We start from the raw sequence: 17,282 nt of genomic DNA, 5'->3' as shown, positions 1-17,282 counted from the left end.
CAGGGAGTGTAATACATGGCTCAACGATGAATAATCGATGTAAATGCAAAATATTATTGCTGTACAGGGATAATCTTCGATGTCCGAAAATCGCTGGGAAGGGATCGACGAGTTTGTCGCCGTTGCCGAATGCAGCCAGTTCACCGCTGCGGCGCAGCGCCTGGGGGTTTCCTCCTCCCACGTCAGTCGACAAATCGTACGCCTTGAAGAACGCCTGCAAACCCGTCTGCTCTACCGCAGTACCCGTCGGGTCACGCTGACCGAAGCCGGGCAAACCTTCCTGCAACATTGCCAGCGTTTACAGGACGGCCGCGAAGAGGCGTTGCGCGCGGTCGGTGACCTGACCAGCGAACCCAAGGGCATGCTGCGCATGACCTGCGCCGTGGCTTACGGCGAGCGTTTCATCGTGCCGCTGGTGACCCGCTTCATGGGACTGTATCCGCAACTGCGTATCGACATCGAACTGACCAATCGCCAGCTTGAGCTGGTACACGAAGGCCTCGACCTGGCGATTCGCCTCGGGCGCTTACAGGATTCACGGCTGGTCGCCACCCGCCTCGCACCGCGCCGCATGTTTCTCTGTGCATCGCCCTCCTACCTTGAGCGCTACGGTCGCCCGCACAGCCTGTCGGAACTGAGCCGCCACAACTGCCTAATCGGCAGTTCGGACCTGTGGCAACTGGAACAGAACGGACGGGAATTTTCGCAAAGGGTCCAGGGAAACTGGCGTTGCAACAGTGGGCAAGCGGTACTCGATGCCGCACTGCAAGGCGTAGGGCTGTGTCAGTTGCCGGACTATTACGTGCTGGAGCATTTGAATAGCGGCGCGTTGATTTCATTGCTGGAAGCACATCAACCACCGAATACGGCGGTTTGGGCGCTGTATCCGCAGCAGCGGCATTTGTCGCCGAAGGTGCGCAAGTTGGTGGACTTTTTGAAGGAGGGGTTGGCTCAAAGGCCCGAGTACAGGATTTAAGATCAAAAGATCGCAGCCTGCGGCAGCTCCTACAGGACTTCAGGTGATACGTAATCGATCTTTGTAGGAGCTGCCGCAGGCTGCGATCTACTAGCGACGATTAGCCCAACGCTGTCTCAACCATTCAAGATCCTCAGGACGCGTAACCTTGAGGTTATCGGACCGCCCTTCGATCAGCCGTGGCGCAGAACCGGCCCACTCCATCGCCGAGGCTTCGTCGGTAATAACGGCATCGGCCACCAGACTGTCAGCCAGTGCGCGATGCAACGCCCCAAGGCGAAACATCTGCGGCGTGTAGGCCTGCCAGATCACACTGCGGTCCACGGTTTCGACCACACGACCGTGTTTGTCGACCCGCTTGAGCGTATCCCGCGCCGGAACCGCCAGCAGTCCGCCGACAGGATCGTCAGCCAGTTCAGCCAGCAACTTGTCCAGATCGTCACGACTGAGGTTCGGCCGCGCGGCATCGTGAACCAGTACCCAATCCTCATCGTCGGCACCCTGCGCATGCAAATGCAGCAAGGCATTGAGCACCGAGCCGGAACGTTCGGCGCCGCCCTCGACCCGGGCAATACGCGGATCATTCGCACACGCCAGGTTCGGCCAATAAGGATCGTCAACAGCAACACTGACCACCAGACCTTTCAGGCATGGGTGGTCAAGGAAACAGCCAAGGCTGTGTTCGAGAATAGTGCGCCCGCCCAGTTGCAGGTATTGCTTGGGACGGTCCGCGGCCATACGGGCACCGATGCCCGCGGCAGGAATCACGGCCCAGAAGGCCGGTAACGAATTAATCATTGGGCCAGCTGGTAAAGGGTTTCACCATCCTTGACCATGCCCAACTCATGGCGAGCCCGCTCTTCGACGGTCTCCATGCCCTTTTTCAACTCACTGACTTCGGCGTCCATCACCCGGTTGCGCTCCAGCAACGCCTGGTTCTCAGCTTGCTGATCGGCAATCTGCTGAGTCAACTCGGCCACTTGCGCCAGGCTGCCATTACCCACCCACAGACGGTACTGCAGGCCAGCCAGCAGCAGGAGCAAGACGAGGAACAACCAATTGGGACTGCGCATCGAATATCAGGTATCCAGTGAAAAAAGACAGCCATGCCAAAACGTGAAGCTTCTGATAGCACGAAGCCTGGAAGAACCAGGCTTGTGCATATAAGGCATCAGATTAGTGGCAAAAAACGTCGCCGTTGCGATTTTTTCGACACAATCCGCTGACTATTTACCATTTAACAATCAGCCGCGGAACTCGCTGCGACCGTTGTACTTGGCTTTGCCGTTCAACTGCTCTTCGATACGCAGCAGTTGGTTGTACTTGGAAACGCGGTCGGAACGGCACAGGGAGCCGGTCTTGATCTGGCCAGCCGAGGTGCCCACGGCCAGGTCGGCAATGGTCGAATCTTCGGTTTCGCCGGAGCGGTGCGAGATCACGGCAGTGTAACCGGCAGCCTTGGCCATCTGGATGGCTTCCAGGGTTTCGGTCAGGGTACCGATCTGGTTGAACTTGATCAGGATCGAGTTGGCGATCTTTTTGTCGATGCCTTCTTTCAGGATCTTGGTGTTGGTGACGAACAGGTCGTCGCCTACCAGCTGGGTCTTCTCGCCGATCTTGTCGGTGAGGATCTTCCAGCCAGCCCAGTCGGACTCGTCCAGGCCATCTTCGATGGAGATGATCGGGTAACGCTCGGTCAGACCTTTCAGGTAATCAGCGAAACCTTCGGCGGTGAACACCTGGCCTTCGCCGGACAGGTTGTACTTGCCGTCTTCGTAGAATTCGCTGGCTGCGCAGTCCAGAGCCAGGGTCACGTCGGTGCCCAGTTTGTAACCGGCGTTGGCCACGGCTTCGGAGATCACTTTCAAAGCGTCTTCGTTGGAAGCCAGGTTCGGTGCGAAACCACCTTCGTCACCCACGGCAGTGCTCAGGCCACGGGCCTTCAGTACAGCCTTGAGGTGGTGGAAAATCTCGGTGCCCATGCGCAGGCCTTCCGAGAAAGACTTGGCACCAACCGGCTGAACCATGAACTCCTGGATGTCGACGTTGTTATCGGCGTGCTCGCCACCGTTGATGATGTTCATCATCGGAACCGGCATCGAGTAGACACCCGGGGTGCCGTTCAGGTTGGCGATGTGAGCGTACAGCGGCAGGTCCTGGTCCTGTGCTGCTGCCTTGGCCGCGGCCAGGGAAACGGCGAGGATCGCGTTGGCGCCCAGGGAACCTTTGTTTTCAGTACCGTCGAGCTTGATCATTGCCAGATCGAGTGCTTTCTGGTCGCTTGGATCCATGCCTTTCAACAGGTCGCGGATCGGACCATTGATGTTGGCTACGGCCTTCAGAACGCCCTTGCCCAGGTAACGGCTCTTGTCGCCATCACGCAGCTCGAGCGCTTCACGCGAGCCAGTGGAAGCACCGGACGGCGCGCAGGCACTGCCGATGATGCCGTTGTCGAGAAGCACGTCCGCTTCCACGGTGGGATTGCCACGGGAGTCGAGAACTTCACGACCTTTGATGTCGACGATTTTAGCCATTGTTGTAAACACTCCAAAGTTGACGAAAACGACGCAGCTGTAGGAAATCTTTGATCGTCGGCAAGTGAGGTGCAGCGGGCAGTCTTGCAGACGACAAGGCTCAGGCCCGAGGGCCTGGGCATTAAATCGTGCGGTACTTTACCGGAGAATTGAAGATTACGCGGTTTCTACCGTCGGAAAACTCTTCACCAGTTCGTCCAAAGCCTTGAGCTGGGCCAGGAATGGCTCCAGTTTGTCCAGGCGCAAGGCGCAAGGACCGTCGCATTTGGCGTTGTCCGGATCCGGGTGGGCTTCCAGGAACAGGCCAGCCAGGGACTGGCTCATACCGGCTTTTGCCAGGTCGAGGACCTGGGCGCGACGACCGCCGGCCGAATCGGAGCGACCACCAGGCATTTGCAGCGCGTGGGTCACGTCGAAGAACACCGGGTATTCGAACTGCTTCATGATGCCAAAGCCAAGCATGTCGACGACCAGGTTGTTGTAGCCGAAGCTCGAACCACGCTCGCAGAGGATCAACTGATCGTTACCCGCTTCCACGCATTTGTTCAGGATGTGTTTCATTTCCTGAGGCGCGAGGAACTGGGCTTTCTTGATGTTGATCACAGCGCCGGTCTTGGCCATCGCGACCACGAGGTCGGTCTGGCGCGACAGGAAGGCCGGCAACTGGATGATGTCGCAGACTTCAGCGACGACCGCGGCCTGGTCCGGTTCGTGGACGTCGGTGATGATCGGCACGCCGAAGGCTTGCTTGATGTCCTGGAAGATGCGCATGCCTTCTTCCAGGCCAGGACCACGATAGGAGGTCACAGAAGACCGGTTGGCCTTGTCGAAACTGGCCTTGAACACGTAAGGGATACCGAGCTTTTCGGTGACCTTCACATACTCTTCGCAAACCTGCATGGCCATGTCACGGCTTTCCAGCACGTTCATGCCGCCGAACAGCACCATGGGCTTGTCGTTGGCAATCTCGATGTCGCCGACGCGGATGATCTTCTGTGCCATCGGGGTTACGCCTTCTTCTGGTGTTGAGCCAACGCTGCCTTGACGAAACCGCTGAACAGCGGGTGACCGTCGCGTGGCGTCGAGGTGAACTCAGGGTGGAACTGGCAAGCCACGAACCATGGATGATCCGGTGCTTCAACCACTTCGACCAGTGCGCCATCACCGGAACGACCGGAGATTTTCAAGCCAGCCTCCATGATTTGCGGCAGCAGGTTGTTGTTCACTTCATAGCGATGACGATGACGCTCGACAATCACGTCCTTGCCGTAGCAACCGTGGACCAGGGAACCCGGCTCCAGCAGGCAATCCTGCGCGCCCAGACGCATGGTGCCGCCCAGATCGGAGGTTTCGGTGCGGGTTTCGACAGCGCCGGTGGCATCTTCCCACTCGGTGATCAGGCCCACGACCGGGTGACCGCTTGCACGATCGAACTCGGTGGAGTTGGCGTCTTTCCAGCCCATCACGTTACGTGCGAACTCGATAACGGCCACTTGCATGCCCAGGCAGATACCCAGGTACGGAACCTTGTTTTCGCGAGCGTATTGAACGGCAGTGATCTTGCCTTCAACGCCACGCAGACCGAAGCCGCCCGGTACCAGGATGGCGTCGACGCCTTCGAGCAGCGCGGTGCCCTGGTTTTCGATGTCTTCGGAATCGATGTAGCGCAGGTTGACCTTGGTACGGTTGCTGATGCCGGCATGACTCATCGCTTCGATCAGCGACTTGTAGGCGTCCAGCAGCTCCATGTACTTGCCGACCATGGCGATGGTGACTTCGTGCTCAGGGTTGAGCTTGGCGTCGACCACTGCTTCCCACTCGGACAGATCGGCACCGCCGCATTGCAGGCCGAAACGCTCGACGACGAAATCATCCAGGCCCTGGGAGTGCAGGATGCCCGGGATCTTGTAGATGGTGTCGGCGTCTTCCAGCGCGATCACCGCACGTTCTTCAACGTTGGTGAACTGCGCAATCTTGCGACGCGAGGAAATATCGATCGGGTGATCGGAGCGGCACACCAGCACATCTGGCTGCAGACCGATGGAACGCAGTTCCTTCACCGAGTGCTGGGTAGGCTTGGTCTTGGTTTCGCCGGCAGTGGCGATGTACGGCACCAGAGTCAGGTGCATCAGCATCGCGCGCTTGGCGCCGACTTCGAAACGCAGCTGGCGGATGGCTTCGAGGAACGGTTGCGACTCGATGTCACCCACGGTGCCACCGATCTCGACCATTGCCACGTCAGCATCGCCCGCGCCCTTGATGATGCGGCGCTTGATTTCGTCGGTGATGTGCGGGATCACCTGGATGGTTGCGCCCAGGTAGTCACCACGGCGCTCCTTGCGCAGGACGTGTTCGTAGACACGGCCGGTGGTGAAGTTGTTGTTCTGGGTCATGGTCGTGCGGATGAACCGCTCGTAGTGGCCCAGGTCCAGGTCGGTCTCGGCGCCGTCGTGGGTGACGAACACTTCACCGTGCTGGAACGGGCTCATGGTGCCCGGGTCGACGTTGATGTACGGGTCCAGCTTCAGCATGGTGACCTTAAGTCCCCGCGCCTCCAGGATGGCCGCCAATGATGCCGATGCAATGCCTTTCCCCAATGAAGAAACAACACCGCCCGTGACGAATATGTAGCGCGTCATGAAAAACCCTAGAAGTCTGCGTTAAAGCGGTCCGAGCCGCCGGGGAAAGCGAAGGAAGGCCGAAGCCCCCGATCACCTGCATTAATCACAGTGCACCTTTCAAAAAAACCGCCGCGTTGGGACAGACCGGAAAATGAAACACCGGTTCGTTGCTCGCTACACATTTTTTGGAATCGCCCAGCAAAGACTGCTTGGTAATCGGCAACTCCTGCAATTCAGGCGAATCCACAGAAGTTGTATCAAGAAGGGAGCGTAGTCTACCGGAAAGCCCCTTTCAGCTCAAACCTTGATCTTCGTTCAGTGGCCGCCAATGCAAATGCCAGTCGCCGAGTGCACCACCATCGAGCCCCTTGAGGTTCGCTACCGCCAGCAGTTGCCCGTCTTTGTAGAGCAGCGGCAATCTGCCGCGTACGAAGGACGGTACAGCGCTTTCATTGAGCAAACGTTTCAAGTCCCGATGGCCGCGGCCTGGCAATGCCATGATCTCTCCCCCTTCACGATAGCGGATATGCAGCGGGCCATCGGGGATTTGGCCGGTGAGCCAAAGCATTCCATTGCCCGGGATAGCCAGCGGTGACGCCGGATCCAGCCACGCCCCGGCGACGGGCAGAGGCCGCATCCAGTGGCCGGACAGCCACCAGATCCGCCCGTCCGACCGATGCAGTTCGCCATCGGCCAGCCGCCACACCGGGCAGGCATCACCGGTGGCATCGCGCAAGTCCTCCCAACCCGACCAATGGTCAGTATCCGGCAAGCGGCTCAACGGTCCGAGCCAATGACTCAAGGCGTTGCGCTGCCGGGCATCAGACAATTGCGCAAGGGGCGCCAGTTCAAGGGATCGCAATCCCAGCCAAGCGAACTCACTGGCAGAACTGGCCTTATGCAGATCCAATTCCGCCAGTTCTTCGAGCAGCCCCTGCGCTTCAGTCAAATGCGCCGCGCTGCGGGCCATGGTCGCCACCGCTTGCGGCCAGCGCTGGATCAGCACGGGGAAGACTTGATGCCTAAGGTAATTGCGCGAGTACTGCCGATCCTGGTTCGAGGGATCTTCGATCCAGCTCAAGCCATGCTCATTGGCATAAGCCTCCAGTTCAGCCCGCGTGACATCAAGCAATGGCCGCAGCAGATGCCCCTTGCCCAACGGGCGCTGACGCGGCATCCCGGACAATCCGCGCACCCCGGCTCCGCGCAACAAGCGAAACAGCAGGGTTTCCGCCTGATCGTCGCGGTGCTGGGCCGTCAGTAGCACTTCGTTGTCCTGAACGGTTTCAGTGAAGGCCTGATAACGCGCATCCCGGGCTGCACGTTCAAGGCTGGCACCCGGCTGCACCTGCACGCGAACCACTTGCAGCGGCACACCCAGCGCAGTGCACACGGCACGACAATGTTCCGGCCACGCACCGGCCACGGCTTGAAGGCCATGATGGACATGGATGGCGCTCAGCGCCGGCAGGGATTCAGTTTTGGAGAGTGTTGCCAGAAGGTACAGCAGGACAGTGGAGTCAAGGCCGCCGGAGAAGGCAATGCGCCAGGTCGCAGCATTGCGCCATGGTTTCAGATTCAGCAAAAGCCTGGAAGGCAAATCAAATGCGGACCGCCCCATATCTGCCTCCTATGCACAAATCAAATGTGGGAGCGAGCTTGCTCGCGATAGCGGCCTGACATTCAACATACTCGTCGACTGTCATCCCCTCATCGCGAGCAAGCTCGCTCCCACAGTGGTTTGCGTCGCTGGCCGAATCGGTATTCGATCAGAGACCGTAGCTCATCAGTCGATCATAACGACGCTTCAACAGCGCATTGTTATCGAACTTCTTGAGCATCGCCAGTTGCGAGCTCAGTTCGGCGCGGATCGATGCGGCTGCGGCAGCCGGGTCACGGTGCGCGCCGCCCAATGGCTCGCCAATCACCTTGTCCACGATGCCCAGCCCCTTGAGGCGCTCGGCGGTAATGCCCATCGCTTCTGCGGCATCCGGCGCTTTCTCGGCGGTTTTCCACAGAATCGAAGCGCAACCTTCCGGCGAGATCACCGCGTAGGTCGAGTATTGCAGCATGTTCAGCTGGTCGCAGACACCGATCGCCAGTGCACCACCGGAACCACCCTCACCGATCACGGTGGCGATGATTGGGGTTTTCAGGCGAGCCATGACACGCAGGTTCCAGGCAATCGCTTCGCTCTGGTTGCGCTCTTCAGCGTCGATGCCGGGGTAAGCGCCCGGGGTGTCGATGAAGGTCAGGATCGGCATTTTGAAACGTTCGGCCATTTCCATCAGGCGACACGCCTTGCGGTAGCCTTCCGGACGCGGCATGCCGAAGTTGCGGCGAACTTTCTCGCGCACTTCACGGCCTTTCTGGTGGCCGATGATCATCACCGGCTTGTCGTCCAGACGGGCAATGCCGCCAACGATGGCAGCGTCGTCCGAGAAGTGACGGTCACCGTGCAGTTCGTCGAACTCGGTGAAGATGTGTTCGATGTAGTCCAGGGTATACGGACGTTTCGGGTGACGCGCCAGACGTGCGATCTGCCAGCTGGTCAGCTTGCCGAAGATGTCTTCGGTCAGCGTTTTGCTCTTGTCCTGCAGGCGGGAGATCTCATCGCCGATATTCAGCGAATTGTCATTACCGACCAAGCGCAACTCTTCGATCTTGGCTTGCAGGTCGGCGATCGGCTGTTCGAAATCTAGAAAATTCGGGTTCATAGGCGTCCGTCTTGGGTCGAGTCCCAAGGGTTCTTGGGCCGGCCGGTTGTCTATTCGCGCCCTACCTTAAGGGACAGGCGCGTTGAGGTCGAGATTAAAAATTCAGGTCGAGGTCAGGGCAATCTGATAGCACTGACCGTCAACGGTATTGGAGGAAGACGTTGTCTCGCCCGAACTGGTCACGCAGGGCTTGAATCAACGCATCCGCCGGGTCGATTCGCCAGCCTTCGCCGAACTGCAACATGGCCTTCGCATCGGGGCTGGTGTAGTCCATGGTGACCGGGCACGCGCCGCGGTGACGCTTCAACAGTTCACCCAGCCAGCGTAGCTGATCGCCCTTGAGGTCCTTGGCATGCAACTTCAGGCGCAAGCTTTCGGCCAGATTGGTACGCGCATCCTCCATGCTCATCACCCGCTTGACCCGCAACTTCAGGCCACCGGAGAAGTCATCGTTGCTGACTTCGCCTTCGACCACCACCATCGCGTCGGTCTGCAACAGCGACTGCGCGGAATGGAACGCTTCGGAAAACAGCGAGGCCTCGATCCTTCCGGAGCGGTCGTCGAGGGTGATGAACCCCATCTTGTCGCCCTTTTTGTTCTTCATCACCCGCAAGGCGATGATCATCCCGGCAACAGTCTGGGTATCACGCGCCGGTTTCAGGTCGATGATGCGCTGGCGGGCGAAGCGACGGATTTCACCTTCGTATTCGTCGATCGGGTGACCGGTCAGGTACAGGCCGAGGGTATCTTTCTCCCCTTTCAGGCGCTCCTTGAGGGTCAGTTCCTTGGCCTTGCGGTGGTTCGCGTAGACGTCGGCGTCTTCTTCGACAAACAGACCGCCAAACAGGTCGGAGTGACCGCTGTCCTGCGTACGCGCGGTCTGTTCGGCCGCCTTGATCGCCTCTTCCATGGCGGTCAGCAGCACCGCCCGATTGCGGTCGATGTTGGCCTGGTAGGCTTTCTGCTCGTCGTGGAAATACGGCCCGAGGCGATCCAGTGCACCGCTGCGGATCAAACCGTCGAGGGTGCGCTTGTTGATACGCTTGAGGTCGACCCGTGCGCAGAAATCGAACAGATCCTTGAACGGACCGGCCAGACGCGCTTCGGTGATCGCCTCGACCGGGCCTTCACCCACGCCCTTGATGGCGCCCAGGCCGTAAATGATCCGGCCTTCGTCGTTCACCGTGAACTTGAATTCGGACGTGTTCACGTCCGGCGCGTCGAGACGCAGCTTCATGGTCCGCACTTCTTCGATCAAGGTCACGACCTTGTCGGTGTTGTGCATATCCGCCGAGAGTACCGCGGCCATGAACGGCGCCGGGTAGTGCGCCTTCAGCCATGCGGTCTGGTACGACACCAGGCCATAGGCGGCGGAGTGGGATTTGTTGAAGCCGTAACCGGCGAACTTTTCCACCAGGTCGAAGATGTTACCGGCGAGGTCCGCGTCGATATTGTTGGTGGCGCAACCTTCAATGAAGCCACCGCGCTGCTTGGCCATTTCCTCGGGTTTTTTCTTACCCATGGCTCGACGCAGCATGTCCGCACCACCGAGGGTGTAACCGGCCATGACCTGGGCAATCTGCATCACCTGTTCTTGATACAAAATGATGCCGTAAGTCGGTGCCAGTACCGGCTTGAGGCCTTCGTACTGGTAGTCCGAGTGCGGATACGCCAACTCGGCGCGACCGTGCTTACGGTTGATGAAGTCGTCCACCATGCCCGATTGCAGCGGGCCCGGACGGAACAGCGCCACCAGTGCGATCAAGTCTTCCAGGCAGTCGGGCTTGAGCTTTTTGATCAGCTCTTTCATGCCGCGGGATTCAAGCTGGAACACCGCCGTGGTTTCGGCTTTTTGCAGCAGTGTGTAAGTCGGCTTGTCGTCCAGCGGGATGAACGCGATGTCGAGCGGCGGCTCGTTGACCTTGGCGCGGTCGCGGTTGATGGTTTTCAGCGCCCAGTCGATGATCGTCAGCGTTCGCAGGCCGAGGAAGTCGAACTTCACCAGGCCAGCCGCCTCGACGTCATCCTTGTCGAACTGGGTTACCAGGCCGTCACCGGCTTCGTCGCAATAGATCGGCGAGAAGTCGGTCAGCTTGGTCGGCGCGATAACCACACCACCGGCGTGCTTGCCGACGTTACGCACAACACCTTCGAGCTTGCGGGCCATCTCCCAGATTTCCGCGGCCTCTTCATCGACCTTGATGAAGTCGCGCAGGATCTCTTCCTGCTCATAGGCTTTTTCCAGGGTCATGCCGACTTCGAACGGAATCATCTTCGACAGACGATCCGCCAGGCCATAGGACTTGCCTTGCACCCGTGCCACGTCGCGGACCACAGCCTTCGCCGCCATGGAACCGAAGGTGATGATCTGGCTTACGGCATTGCGGCCGTACTTCTCGGCTACGTAGTCGATTACCCGGTCACGACCGTCCATGCAGAAGTCGACGTCGAAGTCGGGCATCGATACCCGTTCCGGGTTGAGGAAGCGTTCGAACAGCAGGTCGTATTCCAGCGGATCGAGGTCGGTGATCTTCTGTACGTAGGCCACCAGCGATCCGGCACCCGACCCCCGGCCAGGACCTACCGGTACGCCGTTGTTCTTGGCCCACTGGATAAAGTCCATCACGATCAGGAAGTAACCGGGGAACCCCATCTGGATGATGATATCCAGTTCGAAATTCAGTCGGTCGACATAGACCTGACGCTTGGCTTCGTAGTCTTCGGTGGTGTCTTTGGGCAGCAGAACACTAAGGCGCTCTTCCAGGCCGTCGAAGGACACCTTGCGGAAGTACTCGTCGATGGTCATGCCATCGGGGATCGGGAAGTTGGGCAGGAAGTGCGTCCCCAGTTTCACTTCGATGTTGCAGCGCTTGGCGATCTCGACGGTGTTTTCCAGCGCCTCGGGAATGTCGCTGAACAGCTCGGCCATTTCCTTGGCGCTTTTGAGGTACTGCTGATCGCTGTAGTTCTTCGAACGCCGCGGGTCGTCCAGGGCACGGCCCTCACCGATGCACACACGGGTTTCGTGGGCGGCGAAGTCTTCCTGCTTGATGAAGCGCACATCGTTGGTCGCCACCAGCGGCGCACCGAGCTTCTCGGCCAGGGCCACGGCGCCGTGCAGCTGCTCTTCATCGTTGGGGCGATTGGTGCGCTGGATTTCCAGATAGAAACGATCCGGAAACACTTCCATCCATTCCCGCGCCAGGGTTTCGGCCTCGGCGGGGTTGCCGCTGAGCATGGCCTGGCCGATCTCGCCTTCTTTGGCCGCCGACAGCATGATCAAGCCCGAGTTGGCTTCAGCAACCCATTCGCGCTCGATGATGACCGCGCCATTGCGCTGACCATCGATGAAACCGCGGGAAATCAGCTCGGTAAGGTTGCGATAGCCTTCGGCGTTCATCACCAGCAGGCTGATCCGGCTCAGCGGGTTGTCCGGATCCTTGTTCGACAGCCACAGGTCAGCGCCGCAGATCGGCTTGATCCCGGCACCCATGGCGTTTTTATAGAATTTGACCAGGGAACACATGTTGTTCTGGTCGGTGACCGCTACGGCAGGCATGTTCATGCCAACCAGGGTCTTGACCAGCGGTTTGATCCGCACCAGACCGTCGACCAGGGAGTATTCAGTGTGCAGGCGTAGGTGAACGAATGAAGCCGGCATAGTGATCCTGTCTGTAAACATGAAGACAACAAGGCCCGGATTGTACCGGGCCTTGGTAAAAAAAATCAGCCTTGCGACTAACTCTCTACGACGCTCTCTAGCGCCTCATACGCCAGACGCACCGGGGCAAACGAACGCCGATGAATCGGGGTCGGCCCGAGCCGTGCCAGCGCTTCCAGATGAACGGGGGTCGGGTAGCCTTTGTGCCCACCAATGCCGTAGCCCGGGTAGATCAATTCGAATGCGGCCATTTCACGATCACGGCTGACCTTGGCCAGGATCGATGCGGCGGCGATAGCGGGAACCTTGCTATCGCCCTTGACCACGGCTTCGGAACGCATCGGCAGTTTCGGGCAACGGTTGCCGTCGATCATCGCCAGCTTCGGCTGAACGTGCAGCCCGGCGACCGCGCGCTGCATGGCCAGCATGGTGGCGTGCAGGATATTCAGCTCATCGATTTCTTCGACCTCGGCGCGAGCGATGCACCAGCTCAGGGCTTTTTCGCAGATTTCGTCGTAGAGCTTTTCGCGACGGGCTTCGGTGAGTTTCTTCGAGTCGTTCAGGCCGAGGATCGGGCGATTCGGATCAAGGATCACTGCCGCCGTCACCACCGCGCCACAGAGCGGGCCGCGACCCACTTCATCGACACCGGCAACCAACTCTTCGATTTCAGCGACCAAGGTGAAATCCAGCCCCATCTGCATATTCGGTTTACTCATTTTACTTGGCCGATCAGGTTCAGCACTGCGTCCGCAGCCTGGTTGGAGGCATCCAGACGCAGGGTCCGGTGTATCTCGTCAAAACCGCGGGTCTGCTCTTCGCCACCCTCGATCAGCGGCGACAAGGTCTGGGCCAGCGCTTCGACCGTGGCATCGTCCTGCAACAACTCGGGCACCAGCAGACGCTGGGCCAACAGGTTCGGCAACGAAATATAGGGGCTTTTCACCATACGCTTGAGAATCCAGAACGTCAGCGGCGCCAGGCGATAGGCGACCACCATCGGCCGCTTGTACAGCAGCGCTTCAAGCGTTGCAGTGCCGGAGGCAATCAACACCGCATCGCACGCTGCCAGGGCCAGATGAGACTGGCCATCGAGCAGGGTCAGCGGCAGATCGCGACCGGCCAACAGTTCTTCCAGCTGTGCACGACGTTGCGCACTGGCGCAAGGCATGACAAACCGCACCCCCGGGCGCAGCGCACGCAAGCGCTGGGCCGTATCGAGAAACAACGCACCGAGCCGGCCAACTTCACCGCCGCGGCTGCCGGGCATCAACGCCACCAGCGGCCCGTCGGGCAAGCCAAGTTCGGCCCGCGCAGCAGCGCGATCGGCCTGGAGTGGAATGGCGTCGGCCAGGGTATGGCCGACGAACCGCACCGGCACGCCTTTCTCTTCGTAGAATCTGGCTTCAAACGGGAACAGCGTGAGCATCAGGTCGCAGCCTTCGCGAATCTTCAGCACGCGTTTCTGCCGCCAGGCCCAGACCGACGGGCTGACGTAATGCACGGTCTTGATCCCGGCCTGGCGCAACTTGAGTTCGATATTGAGGTTGAAGTCGGGCGCGTCGATACCGATGAACACATCGGGTTTCGCGTCGATCAGGTCGGCGACCAGCTTCTTGCGCCTTGCAAGCAGCTCGCGCAACCGGCCCAGCACTTCCACCAGGCCCATGACGGACAGACGTTCCATCGGAAAATACGAGGTCAGGCCTTCTGCCTGCATCAACGGACCGCCAACACCAATGAATTCGACGGCAGTGTGACGAGCCTTGAGCGCACGCATGAGGCCCGCACCCAGAATGTCACCGGAAGCTTCACCCGCTACCAGCGCAATACGCAGATTGGCCATGGTTAGCGAGTGATGCCGCGAGTCGAAGACTGGATGGAGTCGCGGAACACCGCTACTTCCGGGAATTGCGCAGAAGGCTCGGCGAGTTCGGCAAGCGCCTGCTCCACGGTCAGGCCCTGGCGGTAGACAATCTTGTAGGCACGACGCAGCGCGTGGATCGCATCTTCGCTGAAGCCCCGACGGCGCATGCCCTCGAAGTTCATGCTCCGGGCTTCAGCCGGGTTGCCGAACACCGTGACATAGGCAGGAACATCCTTGCCGATCGCCGTACCCATGCCTGAAAAGCTGTGGGCGCCGATGTGGCAATACTGGTGAACCAGGGTAAAACCGGAGAGGATCGCCCAGTCTTCCACATGCACATGGCCCGCCAGTGCGGTGTTGTTGACCAGGATGCAGTGGTTGCCGATAACGCTGTCGTGGCCGATGTGGGCATAGGCCATGATCAGGTTGTGATCGCCCAGGGTCGTTTCCGAGCGGTCCTGGATGGTGCCACGGTGAATCGTCACGCCTTCACGGATGACGTTGTGATCACCGATCACCAGGCGGGTTTCCTCGCCCTTGTACTTAAGGTCAGGTGTATCTTCGCCCACCGAGGAAAACTGGTAGATGCGATTGTGCTTACCGATTCGGGTCGGGCCCTTGAGAATCACGTGCGGCCCGATGACTGTCCCCTCGCCGATTTCCACACCTGCGCCGACGATCGACCACGGGCCGACCTCGACGCCGTCAGCCAGAACGGCTGTCGGATCGATGATTGCACGAGGGTCAATCAAACTCATAGCTTGCGTTCCGCACAGATGATCTCAGCCGAGCAGACAGGCTTGCCATCGACCGAAGCCTGGCATTCGAACTTCCAGATCTGACGCTTGCAGCTGATGAACTTGGCTTCAAGGATCAACTGATCACCCGGCAATACCGGCTGGCGGAAGCGCAGCTTGTCGGAACCGACGAAGTAATAGAGCGTGCCGTCGGCCGGTTTCACGTCAAGCATTTTGAAACCAAGGATTCCGGCAGCCTGAGCCATTGCCTCGATGATCAATACGCCCGGCATGATTGGATGCGCAGGGAAGTGACCATTGAAGAACGGTTCGTTGATGCTGACATTCTTGTAGGCACGAATGCGCTTGCCTTCAACATCCAGCTCCACTACCCGGTCCACCAGCAGGAACGGGTAACGGTGAGGCAGGTATTCGCGAATCTCGTTGATGTCCATCATTTCGGGGGGAAGCCTATGTAAAGATTGGGGGCGCGCGACGGGCGCACGCTCCACTAGCAAATCAGGGACGCAGTCTAGCGACTGCGCGCACTTGATATGGAAATGGTATCAGCCATCTGATGAAGCATTACCGTCAGGGGTCACTTCCCCTGCCTGCTTTTCCAGCTGTCGCAGACGTCGCGCGATGTCATCGAGCTGACGGATACGTGCCGCGCTTTTGCGCCACTCGGCTGCCGGCTGCATGGCCGTACCGGAAGAATAGGCGCCAGGCTCGGTAATCGAGTGGGTCACCATGGTCATCCCGGTAATGAAAACGTTGTCGCAAATGTCGATGTGTCCCACCAGGCCTACGCCACCGGCGAGCATGCAATGCTTGCCGATTCTGGTGCTGCCGGAGATCCCGACGCACGCCGCCATGGCGGTGTGATCGCCCACCTGAACGTTGTGGGCAATCTGAATCTGGTTATCGAGCTTCACGCCGTTACCGATGACGGTATCGGCCAACGCACCGCGATCTATAGCCGTGTTCACGCCGATTTCAACATCATCGCCGATCAGCACACCACCGATCTGGGCGATTTTCTGCCAGATACCTTTTTCATTGGCAAAACCGAAGCCTTCGCCGCCGAGCACCGCACCGGACTGAATGACGACACGCTTGCCGACGCGCACGTCGTGATACAAGGTCACTCGCGGCGCGAGCCAGCCACCCTCGCCCACCACGCTGCGAGCGCCAATGAAGCAATGCGCGCCGACAGTCGTACCGGCTGCCACCTGCGCACCGCTTTCGATCACCACAAAAGCGCCGATACTCGCCGCCGGGTCGACAACCGCATCCGCCGCGATCACCGCCGTCGGATGAATCCCGGCTGCCGCCTTGGGCTTGGGATCGAACAGGTGAGAAACACGCGCGTAGGCTGCATACGGATCCGGCACCACCAGCACATCCCCGCCATGACCTTCGGCGTCAGCGGCCTTGAGCAACAGGGCTGCTGCCTGACTGCCTGCCAGGTACTTGCGATATTGGGGGTTTGCAAGAAAGCTCAACTGAGCTGGGCCAGCCTCCTGCAAGGTGGCTAGCCCAGTAATTGCTTTCTCGGGGTCGCCACGTAGCGTGGCGCCGAGGAACTCGGCCAGCTGGCCGAGCTTAATGGTCACGGTCATGGGTTACTTCAGCTGATTCATGCGCTCGATAACCTGGCGAGTGATGTCGTACTGAGGTTTGACATCAATCACTGCGCCACGCTCGAAGACCAGGTCAAAAGCACCTTTCTTGATGACTTCTTCCACAGCGCTGTCCAGTTTCGGCTTGAGCTGCTTCAGCATTTCACGGTCGGCAACGGCTTTGGCTTCGTTCAGCTCCTTGGACTGGAACTGGAAGTCACGGGCCTTTTGCTTGAATTCAAGCTCCAGACGCTCACGCTCGCCCTGCTGCATTTTGTCGCCACCGGCCATCAGACGATCCTGAATGCCCTTGGCGCTGGTTTCCAGCGACTTGAGCTTGGTCAGTTGAGGACCGAACTTCTTCTCGGCATCCACGGCGTATTTCTTGGCCGCGTCGGACTCCAGCAGAGCCATCTGATAGTTCAGAACAGCAATTTTCATGTCGGCGAACGCCGGACCAGCGACCAGTACGCTGGCCAGGAGAACCAATTGAGTCAACTTACGCACGATGCACTCCTACAAAATTCATTGTCGTTATCTTGGGTCA

At 59.2% G+C, this 17,282-nt stretch carries 15 protein-coding genes; 1 reads left to right on the top strand and 14 read right to left on the bottom strand.

Going from position 1 to position 17,282, the window contains the following annotated elements:
* Positions 1-79: 79 nt before the first annotated feature.
* A complete protein-coding gene (locus AB4O40_RS23430) occupies positions 80-976 on the top strand; it encodes a LysR family transcriptional regulator (protein ID WP_056720947.1) in 897 nt (298 codons plus the stop codon).
* A 90-nt stretch (positions 977-1,066) separates the two neighbouring features.
* On the opposite strand, the gene ispD is transcribed toward AB4O40_RS23430, so the two are convergent.
* From ispD to AB4O40_RS23360, 14 genes are all read right to left on the bottom strand, one after another.
* Positions 1,067-1,774 (bottom strand): 2-C-methyl-D-erythritol 4-phosphate cytidylyltransferase, encoded by a 708-nt coding sequence (gene ispD, locus AB4O40_RS23425; protein ID WP_056720949.1) that lies wholly within the window; start codon positions 1,772-1,774, stop codon positions 1,067-1,069.
* Positions 1,771-2,049, bottom strand: coding sequence for a cell division protein FtsB (ftsB, locus tag AB4O40_RS23420; protein ID WP_007996937.1), 279 nt, complete (start codon positions 2,047-2,049; stop codon positions 1,771-1,773). Before ftsB ends, ispD begins: the two co-directional genes overlap by 4 nt.
* Positions 2,050-2,220: 171 nt before the next feature.
* A complete protein-coding gene (gene eno, locus AB4O40_RS23415; RefSeq protein ID WP_056720952.1) occupies positions 2,221-3,510 on the bottom strand; it encodes a phosphopyruvate hydratase in 1,290 nt (429 codons plus the stop codon).
* 156 nt (positions 3,511-3,666) lie between these two features.
* On the bottom strand, positions 3,667-4,512 hold the full coding sequence (gene kdsA, locus AB4O40_RS23410) for a 3-deoxy-8-phosphooctulonate synthase (protein WP_056720954.1): 846 nt from the start codon (positions 4,510-4,512) through the stop codon (positions 3,667-3,669).
* A gap of 5 nt (positions 4,513-4,517) precedes the next feature.
* Entirely contained in the window at positions 4,518-6,149 is a 1,632-nt protein-coding gene (locus AB4O40_RS23405) for a CTP synthase (protein WP_056720956.1), read from the bottom strand.
* A gap of 274 nt (positions 6,150-6,423) precedes the next feature.
* Positions 6,424-7,752 (bottom strand): tRNA lysidine(34) synthetase TilS, encoded by a 1,329-nt coding sequence (tilS, locus tag AB4O40_RS23400; protein WP_056720958.1) that lies wholly within the window; start codon positions 7,750-7,752, stop codon positions 6,424-6,426.
* Positions 7,753-7,900: 148 nt separating this feature from the next.
* Positions 7,901-8,848: an acetyl-CoA carboxylase carboxyltransferase subunit alpha gene (locus AB4O40_RS23395; protein WP_008052761.1), complete on the bottom strand. Its 948-nt coding sequence runs from the start codon at positions 8,846-8,848 to the stop codon at positions 7,901-7,903.
* 139 nt (positions 8,849-8,987) lie between these two features.
* Entirely contained in the window at positions 8,988-12,509 is a 3,522-nt protein-coding gene (dnaE, locus tag AB4O40_RS23390; protein WP_056720961.1) for a DNA polymerase III subunit alpha, read from the bottom strand.
* Between the two features lie 77 nt (positions 12,510-12,586).
* Entirely contained in the window at positions 12,587-13,213 is a 627-nt protein-coding gene (rnhB, locus tag AB4O40_RS23385) for a ribonuclease HII (RefSeq protein ID WP_056720962.1), read from the bottom strand.
* A gap of 11 nt (positions 13,214-13,224) precedes the next feature.
* Positions 13,225-14,355: a lipid-A-disaccharide synthase gene (lpxB, locus tag AB4O40_RS23380; protein WP_056720966.1), complete on the bottom strand. Its 1,131-nt coding sequence runs from the start codon at positions 14,353-14,355 to the stop codon at positions 13,225-13,227.
* A 2-nt stretch (positions 14,356-14,357) separates the two neighbouring features.
* Entirely contained in the window at positions 14,358-15,134 is a 777-nt protein-coding gene (gene lpxA, locus AB4O40_RS23375; RefSeq protein WP_056720968.1) for an acyl-ACP--UDP-N-acetylglucosamine O-acyltransferase, read from the bottom strand.
* Complete coding sequence (fabZ, locus tag AB4O40_RS23370; RefSeq protein WP_007978374.1) at positions 15,131-15,571, bottom strand: 3-hydroxyacyl-ACP dehydratase FabZ; 441 nt, start codon at positions 15,569-15,571, stop codon at positions 15,131-15,133. Before fabZ ends, lpxA begins: the two co-directional genes overlap by 4 nt.
* A gap of 108 nt (positions 15,572-15,679) precedes the next feature.
* Complete coding sequence (gene lpxD / locus AB4O40_RS23365) at positions 15,680-16,735, bottom strand: UDP-3-O-(3-hydroxymyristoyl)glucosamine N-acyltransferase (RefSeq protein ID WP_056720970.1); 1,056 nt, start codon at positions 16,733-16,735, stop codon at positions 15,680-15,682.
* 3 nt (positions 16,736-16,738) lie between these two features.
* Positions 16,739-17,242, bottom strand: coding sequence for an OmpH/Skp family outer membrane protein (locus tag AB4O40_RS23360; RefSeq protein ID WP_056720972.1), 504 nt, complete (start codon positions 17,240-17,242; stop codon positions 16,739-16,741).
* Positions 17,243-17,282: the final 40 nt, after the last annotated feature.

Source organism: Pseudomonas sp. S2_F07, assembly GCF_054668325.1.
This window is presented reverse-complemented; position numbering and strand designations above follow the sequence as displayed.

What these genes read in the sequence shown, in the direction of transcription:
- lpxB (WP_056720966.1), bottom strand. Translation starts at nt 14,355, where the DNA reads ATGGCCAATCTGCGTATTGCGCTGGTAGCGGGTGAAGCTTCCGGTGAC.
- ispD (WP_056720949.1), bottom strand. Translation starts at nt 1,774, where the DNA reads ATGATTAATTCGTTACCGGCCTTCTGGGCCGTGATTCCTGCCGCGGGC.
- rnhB (WP_056720962.1), bottom strand. Translation starts at nt 13,213, where the DNA reads ATGCAGATGGGGCTGGATTTCACCTTGGTCGCTGAAATCGAAGAGTTG.
- tilS (WP_056720958.1), bottom strand. Translation starts at nt 7,752, where the DNA reads ATGGGGCGGTCCGCATTTGATTTGCCTTCCAGGCTTTTGCTGAATCTG.
- ftsB (WP_007996937.1), bottom strand. Translation starts at nt 2,049, where the DNA reads ATGCGCAGTCCCAATTGGTTGTTCCTCGTCTTGCTCCTGCTGCTGGCT.
- AB4O40_RS23405 (WP_056720956.1), bottom strand. Translation starts at nt 6,149, where the DNA reads ATGACGCGCTACATATTCGTCACGGGCGGTGTTGTTTCTTCATTGGGG.
- AB4O40_RS23395 (WP_008052761.1), bottom strand. Translation starts at nt 8,848, where the DNA reads ATGAACCCGAATTTTCTAGATTTCGAACAGCCGATCGCCGACCTGCAA.
- fabZ (WP_007978374.1), bottom strand. Translation starts at nt 15,571, where the DNA reads ATGATGGACATCAACGAGATTCGCGAATACCTGCCTCACCGTTACCCG.
- lpxA (WP_056720968.1), bottom strand. Translation starts at nt 15,134, where the DNA reads ATGAGTTTGATTGACCCTCGTGCAATCATCGATCCGACAGCCGTTCTG.
- eno (WP_056720952.1), bottom strand. Translation starts at nt 3,510, where the DNA reads ATGGCTAAAATCGTCGACATCAAAGGTCGTGAAGTTCTCGACTCCCGT.
- kdsA (WP_056720954.1), bottom strand. Translation starts at nt 4,512, where the DNA reads ATGGCACAGAAGATCATCCGCGTCGGCGACATCGAGATTGCCAACGAC.
- lpxD (WP_056720970.1), bottom strand. Translation starts at nt 16,735, where the DNA reads ATGACCGTGACCATTAAGCTCGGCCAGCTGGCCGAGTTCCTCGGCGCC.
- dnaE (WP_056720961.1), bottom strand. Translation starts at nt 12,509, where the DNA reads ATGCCGGCTTCATTCGTTCACCTACGCCTGCACACTGAATACTCCCTG.
- AB4O40_RS23430 (WP_056720947.1), top strand. Translation starts at nt 80, where the DNA reads ATGTCCGAAAATCGCTGGGAAGGGATCGACGAGTTTGTCGCCGTTGCC.